Source organism: Streptomyces sp. NPDC055099 (assembly GCF_053607685.1).
Map to the genome: position 1 here is coordinate 1 of NZ_JBSGUA010000008.1, position 13,624 is coordinate 13,624.

The window sequence follows — 13,624 nt, forward strand, 5'->3', positions numbered from 1 at the left end:
CACCGAGGACGCGGAGCGGCGGATCTTCCCGGCGGACCCCGAGGTGGCGCTCGCCCGGCTGGTGGACGTACGGCTGGCCGCGCTCCATCAGGAGCTGCAGCGCGTCACCCGGTCGCGGCACGTCATTGACGGTCTACGCGCGGAGCTCGGCGGTGCGAGGAGCGGTGCGGGCGCGGCCGTCCCACGCCCTTCCGGCATCGAGCGACGGGTGCTCGTTTCGATGTGCACCGTGGGCAAGGACGAGGCGGGCGCGCGGAAGCTGGGAGTGTCGGTGCGGACCTACCGGCGACATGTTGCCGATCTCATCCAGACGCTCGGCGCGACCAGCCGGGCCCAGGCCGCTCTGCTGGCCCGCGAACGCGGCTGGATCTGAGGAGGCCGGAGGAGGCCGGGGGACCCGAAGCCCGGGAAGAGCCGCGATCGGGGCGCGGGAAAGCGGGGAACGGGCTCGGCCCCGGGACGTTTGGAGGAACGTCCCGGGGCCTGCCGGTCATCCTACGGTGACGCTCTCGGGCTCACCCCCCGCCCTGCGGGTGCGGGCTCACCCGTCCGTGGCGATGGCGTTCAGGACGTTCATCCGGCCCGCCCGGAAGGCGGGGACCAGGGCCGCGAACAGGCCCACGAAGGCCGAGCCGATGAAGACGGTGATGATCGTCGGCCAGGGGATCTCCAGGACCTTCAGGCCCTCCAGGGCGAGCAGCTTCTGGGCCGTCGCACCCCAGCCCATGCCGAGGCCGAGACCGAGCAGCGCTCCGAAGAGGGCGATGACCACCGACTCCAGGCGGATCATGCGGCGCAGCTGGCGGCGCGAGAGGCCGATCGCCCGCATCAGGCCGATCTCCCGGGTCCGCTCGACCACCGAGAGGGCCAGGGTGTTCACCACACCCAGGATCGCGACGATGATCGCGAGGCCGAGCAGGCCGTAGACCATGTTCAGCATCTGGCCGACCTGGTCCTTCAGCGTCTGCTTGAAGTCGGTCTGGTCCATGACCTTGTACTGCGGGTAGTCGGACATGGCCGCCTTCAGCGACGTGTACGCCGCGTCCTGCTTGCCCTCCTGCGCCTTCGCGAACATGATCTCGTTCGGCGGCATCCGGTCGGCGGGCACGTACTTCGCGGCGGTCGCGATGTTCACGTACATCGCGCCCGAGTCGATCGACGTCTCGCTCGACGTGATGGCCCGCACGGTGATGTCGGCCGTCCTGCCGTGGTCGAAGGCGAGCTTCACCTTGTCGCCGAGCGTGATGCCGTGGTCCTTGGCGAAGTCCTCGCCGACCGACATGGAGTCCGGCTTGTAGGCGTCGGCGAGCTTGCCGGCGACGGTCTCGCTGCGCAGGTCCTCGGCGTACGTGGCGTCGGCGGCGCTCAGGCCCACCTTCTTCGCGGTCTTGCCGTTCGGCCCGGTCAGGTCGGCCTTGACGTCCTTGTACTGGGTGATGTGGGCGATGTGGTCGGCCTTCTCCAGGGACTTCGCCGCCTTCGGGGTGATCGCCTGGCCGTTGTCGGACTGGATGATGAAGTCCGCGCCGACCGACTTGTCGAGCTCGTCCGTGGCGGAGGCGACCATCGAGGAGCCGACCACCGAGAGGCAGGCGACCAGGGCGAGGCCGATCATCAGGGCCGCCCCGGTGGCGCCGGTGCGGCGCGGGTTGCGCAGCGCGTTGCGCTCGGCCATCCGCCCGACGGGCCCGAACATCCGCAGGAGTACGGCGCTGAGGACGCGGACCACGCCGCTTGCGAGGACCGGGCCGATGACGACGAAGCCGATGAGGGTCAGGACCACGCCGCCGCCGAGGAAGAGCGAGCCCTCGCTCGCCTTGTCCGCCTGCGAGGCGGTGTAGAGGCCGAAGGCGCCGGCCCCGGTGAGGACCAGGCCGATGATCGCGCGCAGGACGTTCGCCTTGCCGTCGGCCGGTGTCCCGGCGTCGCGCAGGGCCGCCATCGGGGAGACCTTGGCGGCGCGCCGGGCGGGGAGGTAGGCGGCGAGGACGGTGACGACGATGCCGAGGACCATGCCGACCACGGGCGTCGTCCACTTGACGGTGAGGTCCTGGGTGGACAGTTCCATGCCCATGCCGGACATGAGCTGCATCAGGCCGACGGCGAGCCCGACGCCCGCGCCGACCCCCAGGACCGAGCCGATGACGCCGAGAAGGAGCGCCTCGACGAGCACGGAACGGTTGACCTGCTTGCGGCTGGAGCCGATGGCGCGCATCAGGCCGATTTCGCGGGTGCGCTGGGCGACCAGCATCGAGAAGGTGTTGATGATGAGGAAGATGCCGACGAGGAAGGCGATCCCGGCGAAGCCGAGCATCGCGTACTTCATCACGTCGAGGAAACCGCTGACGCTCTTGCGGCTGTCGTCCGACGTCTCCTGCTGCGTCTTGACCTTGTACGCGGAGGCCTCGGCGCCCATGGTCTCGCCGACGTTCCGCTTGAGGTCGGTGTCGCTGACGCCCGCCTCGGCGGTGACGTTGACGTGCGTGAACCGCCCTGTGGTGCCCAGGAGTTCGCGCTGCGCGGTCGCGGTGTCGAAGTAGACGATCGCGGCGCCGGGGTTGGTCACCTTGAAGGTGGCTATGCCGGAGATCTTGGCGGTGTGGTCACCGGAGACGGCGATGGTGCGCAGCTCGTCACCGATCTTGAGGTGGTGCTTGTCCGCGGTGTCGGCGTCGACCATCACGTCGGTGGGTCCGCGCGGGGCGTGCCCCGAGGTGATGTCCATCGACCGCAGGTCGTTGTGCGTCCAGTTGCCCGCGATGGTGGGACCACCGCCGGTCGGACCCACGTTCTTCTTCTCGGAGTTGACGACGGTGACGGCGGTGCTGCTGACCGCGCCCTCCGCGGACTTCGCGCCTTCGGCCTTCTTCGCCTGCTCGACGACCGAGGCGGGGACCGACTCGGGCTTCCCGCTGTCGGGCGTCTCGCCGGTGTCCTCGGCGTTCTTGTTGGTGACGGTGACGTCGGCGGACGTCGCGGCGAAGAGCTTGTCGAACGTCGTGTTCATCGTGTCGGAGAAGACGAGCGTGCCGCAGACGAACGCCACCGACAGGACCACGGCCACCGCGGAGAGCGCCATGCGGCCCTTGTGCGCGAAGAAGTTGCGCATCGAGGTCTTGAGGACGGTCATGACGTGCGCCCCCGGGCGTCGAAGTCCTTCATGCGGTCCAGGACGCTCTCGGCGGTCGGCGAGTACATCTCGTCGACGATCCGGCCGTCCGCGAGATACAGCACCCGGTCCGCGTACGAGGCGGCCACCGGGTCGTGCGTGACCATCACGATGGTCTGGCCGAGCTCGGTCACCGACTTGCGCAGGAAGCCCAACACCTCGGCGCCCGCACGGGAGTCGAGGTTTCCGGTCGGCTCGTCACCGAAGATGATCTCGGGGCGCGCGGCCAGCGCGCGGGCCACGGCGACGCGCTGCTGCTGGCCGCCGGAGAGCTCGGTCGGGCGGTGCTTGAGGCGGCCCGCGAGGCCGACGGTCTCCACGACCTGGTCCAGCCAGCCGCGGTCGGGCTTGCGGCCCGCGATGTCCATCGGGAGCGTGATGTTCTCGATGGCGTTGAGCGTCGGCAGGAGGTTGAACGCCTGGAAGATGAAGCCGATCCGGTCCCGGCGCAGCTGCGTGAGCTTCTTGTCCTTCAGGCCGGTGATCTCGGTCTCGTCGAGGTAGATCTGCCCGGAGGACACGGTGTCCAGGCCCGCGAGGCAGTGCATCAGGGTCGACTTGCCGGAGCCGGAAGGGCCCATGATCGCGGTGAACTGCCCGCGGGCGATGTCCACGTCGATCTCGTCGAGCGCGACGACCCGGGTCTCCCCGGACCCGTACGCCTTCACGACCTGGCGCGCCCGTGCCGCCACGGCCGTACGCCCTCCAGTGCCCCCGTGCCTGGGAATGGTCACAGCCGTTGTCACGGTAAGTCTCCTAAGTCGGTTACGCGGTGGATCGGGTGTGCCCGGACGTGTTCGCCGCGCATAAAGAGTCTGGTCGTCCGGCGGTTCGGGCGCGCTGGTGCCCAGCGCAGTCTTTTGCTGGGGAAAACCCCACCCCCGAAGGTGTGGCTGGTCCGACCCCGGGCCTTCCCGGCCCGCCCCCGTCGGCATAAAGCCAATCTAAGAAGCGGCCGGGGCCTTCTCGTCCTCCGGCAGTACGAACGCTCCCCGGTCCGTAGTACGGAGGTTCCCCTAGGGGATCTCCACCTCCCGGGGGAGCGGTTCTCGGGGTTGCTCCACCCTCCTGCCGACCGGACACCGACCCACCTGCCGGGATGCTCTGCCCCCTGCCCCGCGGCCCACCCGGGTGAGAAGGTGGCCGGAAGCAATTAGATGCAGGGGGAAGGAATTTCGGTGGGCGGCACAGGCGGCATACCTTCGGCCACGCGGGACACCCGGCGGCGCGGACCCGTCGTGGCCGCCCTCATGCTCGCCATGGCGCTCGCCGCCCTCGACTCCACGATCGTCTCGACGGCCATCCCCCAGATCGTCGGCGACCTCGGTGGCTTCTCCGTCTTCTCCTGGCTCTTCTCCGGCTATCTGCTCGCCGTCACCGTCACCCTGCCCATCTACGGCAAGCTCTCCGACACCTTCGGCCGCAAGCCCGTCCTCATCGCGGGCAGCATCCTCTTCCTGCTCGGCTCCGCGCTGTGCGCCGTGGCCTGGAACATGGGGGCGCTCATCGCCTTCCGCATCGTCCAGGGTCTGGGCGGCGGCGCGCTCCAGGGGACGGTGCAGACGCTCGCCGCCGACCTCTACCCCCTCAAGGAACGCCCCAAGATCCAGGCGAAGCTGTCCACCGTGTGGGCCGCGTCGTCCATCGCGGGCCCGGCGCTCGGCGGCCTGATCGCCGCTTACGCCGACTGGCGCTGGATCTTCCTCATCAACCTGCCCATCGGGGCGGTGGCGCTCTGGCTGATCGTGCGTCACCTCCACGAGCCGCAGCGCGAGAAGGCGGATCGGGGGCGCACCGACTGGGCGGGCGCGCTCGCCGTCTTCGCCTGCGGGGGCGTCCTGCTCACCGCGCTCGTGCAGGGCGGCGTCGCCTGGGGCTGGCTCTCCGCGCCGTCGCTCGCGCTGTTCGCGGGCGGGCTGCTGCTCGCGGCGGCCGTCGTGGCCGTCGAGCGACGCGCGGCGGAGCCGATCATCCCCGGCTGGGTCTGGCGCCGGCGCACCATCGCCGCGGTCAACCTCGCCCTGGGCGCGCTCGGCCTCCTGATGGTCGCGCCCACGGTCTTCCTGCCGACGTACGCCCAGTCCGTGCTCGGCCTGGCGCCGGTCGCCGCCGGGTTCGTGCTCTCCGTGATGACGCTGAGCTGGCCGGTCTCCGCCGCCCTGAGCCAGCACGTCTACCGCAGGCTCGGCTTCCGCGACACGGCGCTCATCGGCATCGGCGGCGCCGCGCTCTTCCTCTTCGCGTTCCCCTTCCTGCCCTACCCGGGGCAGGCCTGGCAGCCGGCGCTGATCATGCTGCTCCTCGGCGCGGCACTCGGCCTCTTCCAACTGCCGCTGATCGTCGGGGTGCAGTCCACCGTCGGCTGGTCCGAGCGCGGCACGGCCACCGCGTCCATCCTCTTCTGCCGCCAGATAGGCCAGACCCTGGGCGCCGCGCTGTTCGGCGCGGTCGCCAACGGGGTCCTCACCTCGCGGCTCGGCGGCGCGGGCTCCCTGGACTCGGTGGCTCACGCCCTTGAGGACCCGGCCTCGGTCGCCGACCCCGAACGGCTGCGGCGCGCCGTCGACTCGGCGGTCGACACGGTGTACGTGGGGGCGGGGTGCGCGGCGGTGCTCGCACTCCTCGTACTGGTGTTCCTCGCACCCCGGCGGTTTCCGGTAATCGGGGCGGACGCCCCGGAAAACGGGGAGGTCAGCGCCCCGGAGGGCGGCGAGAACGCCGCACTTGCCCCGCGCGAAAGCCCCGTGAACAGACCGGCGGACTAGACCGACCAACCAGTATGGTCAAAACCCTTCGCGGCTCTACTACTTACAAGTAACGTGCTCGATCCTCACCTCTCGCTCCCTGCGGTCCCGCACCGGACCGACGCCGCGCAAGGAGAACCGGGATGCCCTACCCTCACCAGCCCCAGAACCCTCACCACCCACAGAACTCCCCGTACCCGCAGTCCCCGCAGCCCCCGCAGAACTCCCAGTACCCACAGCCCCCGCAGTACCCCCGGGGCCTGCACGCCCCCTCGTACCCCACCTACCCCTGGCAGCCCGTCGCGCCGCCACCTCCCCCTCCACCCCCACGGCTCCCCCGCCACCCCGCACTCGGCCGCCACAGCGACCTGCGCCACCTGCGCAGCGCCTACCGCTGGCAGCGCCGCGTCGCCACCCTCACCGCGCTCGGCTACTTCACGCTCTTCCTGATCCTCTCCGCCTCCGCCCCGTCCCTGATGACGGACACGGTCTCCGGCGGCCTCTCCACCGGCCTGCTGCTCGGCCTGTGCCAGGTGCCCGTCACGCTGCTCGCCATAGGGCTCTACGAGTACACGGCCCGCCGCGGGGTCGACCCGTTGGCCGAACGGCTGCGCAAGCTGGCGGAGTTGGAGGCCAACCGGTGAGCCCCTCCGCACTGCCGATGAGCTTCTCCGCACTGCCGGTGAGCCCCGACATCAGAGGCGGCGTCACGCTGGCCGCCGACTCGGCCCAGGCCATGTCCCTGGTGGCGTTCACCGCCGTCGTCACCCTCACGCTGCTCCTGTGCGTGATGACGGGCCCCGACCGCGACAACCTCGCCGAGTTCTACACCGGCTACGGCGCCCTCTCCCCCCTGCGCAACGGCCTGGCCATCGCGGGTGACTACATCTCGGCGGCGACCGTGCTCGGCACGGGCGGCATCATCGCGCTCCTCGGATACGACGGCGTGGTCCTGGCCCTGAGCACCGCGCTCTCACTGATGCTCCTGATGTTCCTGCTGGCCGAACCCCTGCGGAACGCGGGCCAGTTCACCATGGGCGACGTACTGGCACGCCGGATGCCCGGACGGGCCGTACGCATCGCGGCCTGCGCGGCGACACTGGCCGCTCTGATCCCCCTGATGCTGGTGCAGCTCGCGGGCGCGGGCGACCTGCTCTCCTTCATCCTCGGATTCTCCGGCGAGGGCGTGAAGACCGCGTGCGTCGTCGCCCTCGGCGCACTCATGATCAGCTACGCGGCGATCGGCGGCATGAAGGGCACCGCCCTCATCCAGATCCTGAAGATCGTGATGCTGCTCGGCTCCGGCGTGGTCATCGCCGCCCTGATCCTGCGCCGCTTCGACTGGGACCTCGGCGCGCTGCTCGCCGCCGCCGAGAAGGGCAGCGGGGCCGGCCCGGCCTTCCTCCAGTCAGGGCTGCAGTTCGCGGGCGGCCCCCATCCCGGCCTGGACATGGTCAGTTCGCAGCTGACGGTGGTCCTCGGCGGCGCATGCCTCCCCCACGTCACGATGCGCATGTACACGGCCCGCAGCGCGCCCGAGATACGCCGCTCGATGTCCTGGGCGGTGTCCCTGGTGGCGCTCTTCGTCCTCATCATCACGGTCGTCGGCTTCGGCGCGACGGCGATGATCGGCCGGGCCGCGATCGCCCAGGCGGACCCCCAGGGCAACACCGCCTACCTCCTGGGCTCCAAGGCGGTCTTCGGCGTCAACGCCTCGACGTTCGAGACCCTCATCTTCACGACGGTCACCACGGCGATCTTCCTCACGCTGCTCGCCTCGGTCGCCGGAATGATCCTCGCCTGCGCCAACTCCCTCGCCCACGACCTCTTCGCGCCCCTGCGCCTGCGCAAAGAGCTCACCCCGCGCCGCGAGATGACACTGGCCCGCGTCTCGGCCCTGGCCATAGGGGGCGTCGCGATCGTCCTCGCGGTCGTGGTCCAGCACCGCAACCTGCAACCGCTGGTCACGCTCTCCTTCTGCCTGGGCGCATCGGCCCTCGCCCCGGCCATGGTCTACAGCCTCTTCTGGCGCCGCTACACCCGCCGCGGCCTCCTGTGGACCCTGATCGGCGGCACCCTCGGCTCGATCATCCTCATGACGGGCACCAACCTGGTCTCGGGCTCCCCCACTTCAGCCTTCCCGGCCCACGACTTCAACTGGTTCCCCTTCACCACCACAGGCATCGCCTCCATCCCCCTCGGCTTCCTCCTGGGCTGGCTGGGCACGGTGACATCGGGCCGCGGCGAATCGGACGAGCAGCGCAGGCGGTACGAGGCGGTGGAGGGCCGGATCTTGGCGGGGGTGACGAAAAGGTAGATGCTGGGGGGCAATCGGGTGGGTGGGCGGGAAAAAATCCGCCGCGAAGCGGCGGTCTAGGACACCCGCCCGGTCAGCGCAGCGAGACTGCTCCGCACATGCTCCATGTGCGCCCGCACCTCGTCCCACTCCTCACCGTGCTCCCGCAGCATCCGCTCCGTGTCCCGGGCGATCCCCTCCTCCCGGGAGACCGCGGCGGCGACCAGCTCCGCGCCCCGCGCCTCCGCGTCCTCCTGCCCGTGCCGTGCGGACTCCTCCGCCTCCGCGAAGGCCCGCTTCGCCTCGGACAGGCGGGCCTCGGCGGCGGCCACGAGCGAAGCCTCCCGCGCCTCCGCCTCCGCCACCCGGGCGGCGATCTCCGCCTCCGCGGCCTCCCTGCGCTCGGCGTGCTCCTTCTCCTGCTCCTCCAGGAGCGCGGCACTGCGCTGCCGCGTCTCCCGCAGCGCCGCCAGGGCCTCGCCCCGCCACTCCTTCACGTCACGGCGGGCCGCGATCCGCGACTCGTCCGCCGCAGCGCGGCAGGCGAGCAGCCGCTGCCGGGCCCGTTCCTCGGCCTCGCCGAGGACTTCGTCGGCATACGCGCGAGCGGCGTCGCGCAGCTCACCGGCCTCCGCTTCGGCCGCCTCCGTCGCGCGCCGCGCATCGGCCTCGGCCTCCTCCCGTACGGCCGCGGCCTCCGCCTCGCTCAGGGCGAGGATGTTGCACGCGCGCTCGCCCAGCGTCTCGTACGTCTGCGGGGCGAGCCGCGAGACCACGTCCCGCAGCCGCTCCGCCTCCGCCTCCATCTCCTTGGCGAGAACGGTGAGCCGGGCGGCGCGTTCCCACGCGTCGTCGCGGTCCCGGGACAGATCGAGGGCGTACGCGTCCACCTGCTCGGGGCGATAACCCCGTCCGCGCACGGTGACGAAGCCGTGCTCCGACGCCGCTGAACCGCTGCTCATCCTTGAATCCCTCCTCCGACACACCACGCGCGTACTACGCGATTGGCGCACATCTTGATGGATCAAGCGGAAGCGCTCATAACGCGACACTCCGCGCATCTCATCTGCTCAAGGATGCGTTATTTCTTGCCAGAAGTCGGAATCGGGGGGGTGCCGTTTCTTCGCGGCGCGACAGGCATGGCTCCGGCACCCCTCTCAAGCCCGCCGCCAGGACGACGCACGAGGCTGCGGCCCGAGAACGCACGAGGCGCCCGACCCAGAGAACGGGTCGAGCGCCTCGGACACCTGCCGGGGGGCGGCGGGCTACAGCAAGCCGTCCCACATCTGCTCAAGAAGTACCGACCACCAGCTCTCCGGCGAAGCCAACGCCGCCGGGTCAAGCGCGGCCAGCTGCCCCTGGAAGTCCACGGTCCAGCGGCCCGCCTGCTCCTGGTTCAACCCGTACCGCAGCCGCCACATGCGGCCGAGCAGCGCCAGGCAGCGCGCGAACTCCGGCAGCCCCGTGTTCACGAACTGCGGCGGCACCGGAGCGCCACCGGGGCCGGACTCCACCGGCACGGCGACGATGTTCGCCGTGCCGTACTGGACGCAGATCGCGCGGCCGAAGTCACTGCCCATCACCAGGTACGAACCGGCGTCCGACGCCGGCTGCACCCCGCGCTCCTGCGCCGTCTCGGCGAGAGTCGGCACCGGACGGCCCGGCTGAGCCTGCGCCCAGAAGAACGGACCGAAGTCGACCGGCAGACCCGCCACCACGAGCGTGTGCGCCACGAGGTCCGGCACGCCCTGCCGCGAGACCGCCCGCTGGTCGAAGCGGAAGATGCCGGGCCCGAACGCACCCACCAGCTCCTGCGCCACGCCCTCCGGCGGAATCGGCGGCGCGGGCTGCACCTGCGGCAGCGGCGCGCGCACCGGCGCGGGGCGCGCCGGACCGTCCGCGACCTGGTGCAACTCCGCCTGGTGCGCGATGAGCTGCTGCATGCCGCCCTGCCGGGAACCGTGGTCCCTGCCGTACGGGGCGATGCTCGTGATCCGCGCCTGCGGCCAGGTCTCCCGGATCATGCGGGCGCAGTACGCGCCGGGCAGCTCGCAGGATTCCAGCTCCGTGTGGAGTTCGAGCACCTGCTGCGGCGGCACGTTCATGCCGCGCAGCTCGTGCAGGATCTGCCACTCCGGGTGCGGCGTGCCGGGCGCCGAGCGGCGGATGAGCTGCTGCTCGGAGCCGTCCTGCGCACGGTAGCGGAGCACGGCCTGGTAGCCGGGGCCCACGGTCGGCTGACCGGTGGGCGGCTGCGGGTAGCCGTAGGGCTGACCGGGCGGGCCGGGTACGGGCTGACCCGGCGCGGGCGGCGGCATGCCGGGAGCACCCGGGGCGCCCGGAGCCTGCGGCGGCATGGGCGCACCGGGACCGCCGACCGCGGGACCGGCCAGCATCGTCGCGGCGTGGTGAACACCGCCACCGGGAGCACCCGGAGCACCCGGAGCCGCGGGAGGCTGGGGCGCACCGGGAGCGCCGGGAGCGCCGGGAGCGCCGGGCGGACCGGGAGGCTGCGGGGCACCAGGAGCGCCGGGAGCACCCGGCGGCTTGATCCCGCCAGGGCCACCCAGACTCGGGTCCGCCAGCATCGTCGCCGCATGGTGCACACCACCGGGAGGCGTACCCGGAGCACCGGGCGGGCCGGGAGGCTGCGGGGCGCCGGGAGCCCCCGGAGCGCCGGGCGGGCCAGGAGGCTGCGGGGCACCAGGAGCACCCGGAGCACCCGGCGGCTTGATCCCACCGGGACCACCCAAGCTCGGGTCCGCCAGCATCGTCGCCGCATGGTGCACACCACCAGGAGGCGTACCCGGAGCACCGGGCGGCTTCGGCGCGTCCGGAGCCGCGGGCGGCTGAGGTCCGTCGGGGCCGAGCGCCGACACGAACTGCGTCGGGACGTAACCGCCCGCAGGGGTGCCCGGAGCACCGGGGCCCGACGGCGGCGGCGTAGCGCCCGGCGGCATGCCGGGAGTACCCGGGGCGCCGGGAGGCGGCGGCGTACTCGCACCGCCACTGCCACGGGCGCCGCGCGGCGGTGCCTGCGCCTTGCTGGTCGCGGCGTCGGCGATGTCTCCCGCGCCGGGCGGCACGGAACCCTGCGGGTAGCCGTACGCGGACGGGTCCGGAGCGCTCACGCCCGGAGGCGGCGGCATGTTCACCGCGGCACCGGCGGGCGGCGGCGGCAGGTTCGGCCCCGGAGCGGCCGAAGGCTGCGCACCAGGCGTACCGGGCGTACCGGGCCCCTGCGGGTAGCCGTACGCGGACGCGTCGGGAGCACCCGCACCCGGAGGCGGCGGCAGGTCCGTGCCGTCCAGCGCGGGTGCCACCGTCGTCGACGGGAGGCCGCTGCCGCCGTGCATCAGCGCGGTCTTGGCCTCCGGCGCCACACCCGGCGGCGGAGTGTCGTCGTCGTCACCGCCGACCAGCGGCGGCGCGAACACCGTCGCGGGCGCGGGCACCGAACGGTCGTCGCCGGAGTCCGCGTTGGTGTCCGTACCGGCCCACGGGGTGGCCCCGGCAGGCGCGCCGCTCGACCCCCCGGCCGCGGGCCACGGCGTACCGCCACCGGGCGCCTCGGGAGAAGCGGACGCGGCGGGAGCCACGGGCGCCGACGGGGCGGCGGGCGAAGAAGGAGCAGCCGGAGCAGGTGCCGCGGGCACCGCGTCCGAGGGACCCGCATCCGAGGGACCGGCATCCGACGGAGCCGCATCCGAGAGCCCCGCACCCGCGGACCCACCCGAAGACGCCCCCGCGGACGACTCCCCCCTGCGATCCGGGATGCCCAGCTTGTCCGCCGCCTCCTGGAGCCACTCCGGGGGGCTCAACAGGAACGACGTCTGATTCAGGTCGACCCGCTCGGGCGGGGGCGGCGCCGCGTCCTCGGGCGCCGTCTCCGGCGTGCCGTACTCCTCCTCGTACCGGCGGATCACCTCACCGACCGGCAGAGACGGCCAGAGCGTGGCGTCGCCGCTGTCCCGCGCGATGACGAGCCGCTGACGGCCGCCGTCGGACACCGGACCGTTCTCGCGGTCCTCCGCCCACACGACGAAACCCAGCTCGAACTCCCGTACCCGCACCGCACGATGCTGGTAGCCGGGCACATCGCCGTTGATCCATTCCTCGGCGCGCTCCTGCGCCTGCGCGAAGGTCACCATCGACAAGTCACTCCCCCACCGGGACGGCGCGCGCGAAGCCGCCGTCCACCATCAGGTTCGCCACGGTCTCCAACTCCGGCGGATTGCCCGCGAGCCGGGACAAGAACGCGTCGAAGTCGTCACCGCACGGCAGCAGCAGCCGCTGCACCCGCTCGGCGGGCTGCCAGCCCGCCGTCTCCGAGACGTCCCGCGCGTCGTCGTACGCGCAGAACCACACCGAACCGATCTGGTCACCCTTGACCTTCACGGCCAGGATGCCGCCCTGCACGAAACCGACTCCCAAGTAGTCCTTGGTGAGATGGTCACGCAGGCATTTGTTCACGTACACCAGGTCGTTGACCGCGGCCTCGTCCCGCACCGTGAAGAACGGCTGGTCGATCAGGAGGCCGAGCTCCGCGTCGAGCGCCGTACCCACCGGCGCACAGCCGCCCGCCGCCTTCAGGAACGAGCGGTAGGCGCCGGGAAGCCGGTAACCCAGCTCCTCCTCCGCGCCGAGGATCTCCTGCTCGCTCACCGCGACCGCCGACTTCGGCAGCGCGAGATGCGCGGGCCGCGTCTCCTGGAGCGGTCGCGTACCCCGCTTGTCCTGGTCGACCGGCGTCGTGGCGAGCCCGCCGTGATGCCGCAGGAGCGCCTTCACCTCCACCGGGACCAGCTCAAGACGCCGGCCGCCCGGCACGTGATGCCAGGTCCAGCCGTGCGGGGTCGCCACCGGCGGAATCGTGTCCCACAAGTCATGGTCCGCCGCGGCCATCGCCGCGTTCGCGGAGACATAGTCCGTCAGGCGCAGCTCGTCGACACCGAAGCCCTCCGGGGGCTCGGCGATCTCGGCGGCCGCACGCGCGTAGGCCGAGAAGTCCGGATAGCCGTGCTCGTCCACACGCACACCTCTGGGATGGCGCGTGGCCCGGACCGGGTCCGGGAAGTGCACGACCTGCCCGGCGTAGGCCGCGTTCGGCGGTGCGGCCTGCTGCCCCAGCCGACCTGTCGTCATGGCGGTTGCCCCCTGCGGCACTGTTAATGGTTTTGCGGATCGGTGTGCGTGGATCAATGTGCGTGGTTCGGTGTACGTGGAGCGATGTGCGTGGATTGTGCGACTTCGTCCCGCGCTCCGCGGTCTGCGGATGTCGACAGCCTATGCGCAAGGACGACACCGGTCACCGGGCCTCCGGTTCCATGACCAGCAGCCACCGGACCGTCACCGTGCGACGAAAGCCGGGCGTGTCGCGGTGCCCCAGCTTCCGCACCACCCGCCCCATTTGGC

Annotated in this window: 9 protein-coding genes; 4 read left to right on the forward strand and 5 right to left on the reverse strand. The window is 71.8% G+C overall.

Annotated features, from left to right (window positions below):
• Window positions 1-373, forward strand: a 373-nt coding sequence (locus ACWFRU_RS20505; protein WP_453688915.1) for a DNA-binding response regulator, incomplete at its 5' end; no start/stop codon positions are given.
• A gap of 168 nt (window positions 374-541) precedes the next feature.
• Here ACWFRU_RS20505 and ACWFRU_RS20510 read toward each other — a convergent pair.
• Together ACWFRU_RS20510 and ACWFRU_RS20515 are read right to left on the reverse strand one after the other, a co-directional pair.
• Window positions 542-3,130 carry an ABC transporter permease gene (locus ACWFRU_RS20510; protein ID WP_453688916.1) on the reverse strand — a complete coding sequence of 863 codons (2,589 nt, stop codon included), beginning with the start codon at window positions 3,128-3,130 and terminating at the stop codon, window positions 542-544.
• Window positions 3,127-3,915 (reverse strand): ABC transporter ATP-binding protein, encoded by a 789-nt coding sequence (locus ACWFRU_RS20515; protein ID WP_453447688.1) that lies wholly within the window; start codon window positions 3,913-3,915, stop codon window positions 3,127-3,129. Before ACWFRU_RS20515 ends, ACWFRU_RS20510 begins: the two co-directional genes overlap by 4 nt.
• A 411-nt stretch (window positions 3,916-4,326) precedes the next feature.
• On the opposite strand from ACWFRU_RS20515, the gene ACWFRU_RS20520 reads away from it, so the two are divergent.
• The 3 genes from ACWFRU_RS20520 (at window position 4,327) to ACWFRU_RS20530 (ending at window position 8,230) form a co-directional block, all read left to right on the forward strand.
• Window positions 4,327-5,934: an MFS transporter gene (locus tag ACWFRU_RS20520; protein WP_453688918.1), complete on the forward strand. Its 1,608-nt coding sequence runs from the start codon at window positions 4,327-4,329 to the stop codon at window positions 5,932-5,934.
• 122 nt (window positions 5,935-6,056) lie between these two features.
• Entirely contained in the window at window positions 6,057-6,557 is a 501-nt protein-coding gene (locus ACWFRU_RS20525; RefSeq protein WP_453688920.1) for a DUF485 domain-containing protein, read from the forward strand.
• Window positions 6,558-6,649: 92 nt separating this feature from the next.
• Window positions 6,650-8,230 (forward strand): sodium/solute symporter, encoded by a 1,581-nt coding sequence (locus ACWFRU_RS20530; RefSeq protein ID WP_453689457.1) that lies wholly within the window; start codon window positions 6,650-6,652, stop codon window positions 8,228-8,230.
• 56 nt (window positions 8,231-8,286) lie between these two features.
• Here the strand turns inward: ACWFRU_RS20530 and ACWFRU_RS20535 are convergent, their stop codons facing one another.
• From ACWFRU_RS20535 to ACWFRU_RS20545, 3 genes are all read right to left on the reverse strand, one after another.
• Window positions 8,287-9,171 carry a cellulose-binding protein gene (locus tag ACWFRU_RS20535; protein ID WP_453688922.1) on the reverse strand — a complete coding sequence of 295 codons (885 nt, stop codon included), beginning with the start codon at window positions 9,169-9,171 and terminating at the stop codon, window positions 8,287-8,289.
• Window positions 9,172-9,474: 303 nt separating this feature from the next.
• Window positions 9,475-12,360 carry an SUKH-4 family immunity protein gene (locus ACWFRU_RS20540; protein WP_453689459.1) on the reverse strand — a complete coding sequence of 962 codons (2,886 nt, stop codon included), beginning with the start codon at window positions 12,358-12,360 and terminating at the stop codon, window positions 9,475-9,477.
• A gap of 7 nt (window positions 12,361-12,367) precedes the next feature.
• Window positions 12,368-13,354: an SMI1/KNR4 family protein gene (locus ACWFRU_RS20545; protein ID WP_453688924.1), complete on the reverse strand. Its 987-nt coding sequence runs from the start codon at window positions 13,352-13,354 to the stop codon at window positions 12,368-12,370.
• Between the last annotated feature and the right edge of the window lie 270 nt (window positions 13,355-13,624).

Excerpts from the sequence above, each read along its gene's own strand:
- ACWFRU_RS20510 (WP_453688916.1), bottom strand. The coding sequence starts at position 3,130 with ATGACCGTCCTCAAGACCTCGATGCGCAACTTCTTCGCGCACAAGGGC.
- ACWFRU_RS20520 (WP_453688918.1), top strand. The coding sequence starts at position 4,327 with ATGCAGGGGGAAGGAATTTCGGTGGGCGGCACAGGCGGCATACCTTCG.
- ACWFRU_RS20525 (WP_453688920.1), top strand. The coding sequence starts at position 6,057 with ATGCCCTACCCTCACCAGCCCCAGAACCCTCACCACCCACAGAACTCC.
- ACWFRU_RS20530 (WP_453689457.1), top strand. The coding sequence starts at position 6,650 with ATGTCCCTGGTGGCGTTCACCGCCGTCGTCACCCTCACGCTGCTCCTG.
- ACWFRU_RS20535 (WP_453688922.1), bottom strand. The coding sequence starts at position 9,171 with ATGAGCAGCGGTTCAGCGGCGTCGGAGCACGGCTTCGTCACCGTGCGC.
- ACWFRU_RS20540 (WP_453689459.1), bottom strand. The coding sequence starts at position 12,360 with ATGGTGACCTTCGCGCAGGCGCAGGAGCGCGCCGAGGAATGGATCAAC.
- ACWFRU_RS20545 (WP_453688924.1), bottom strand. The coding sequence starts at position 13,354 with ATGACGACAGGTCGGCTGGGGCAGCAGGCCGCACCGCCGAACGCGGCC.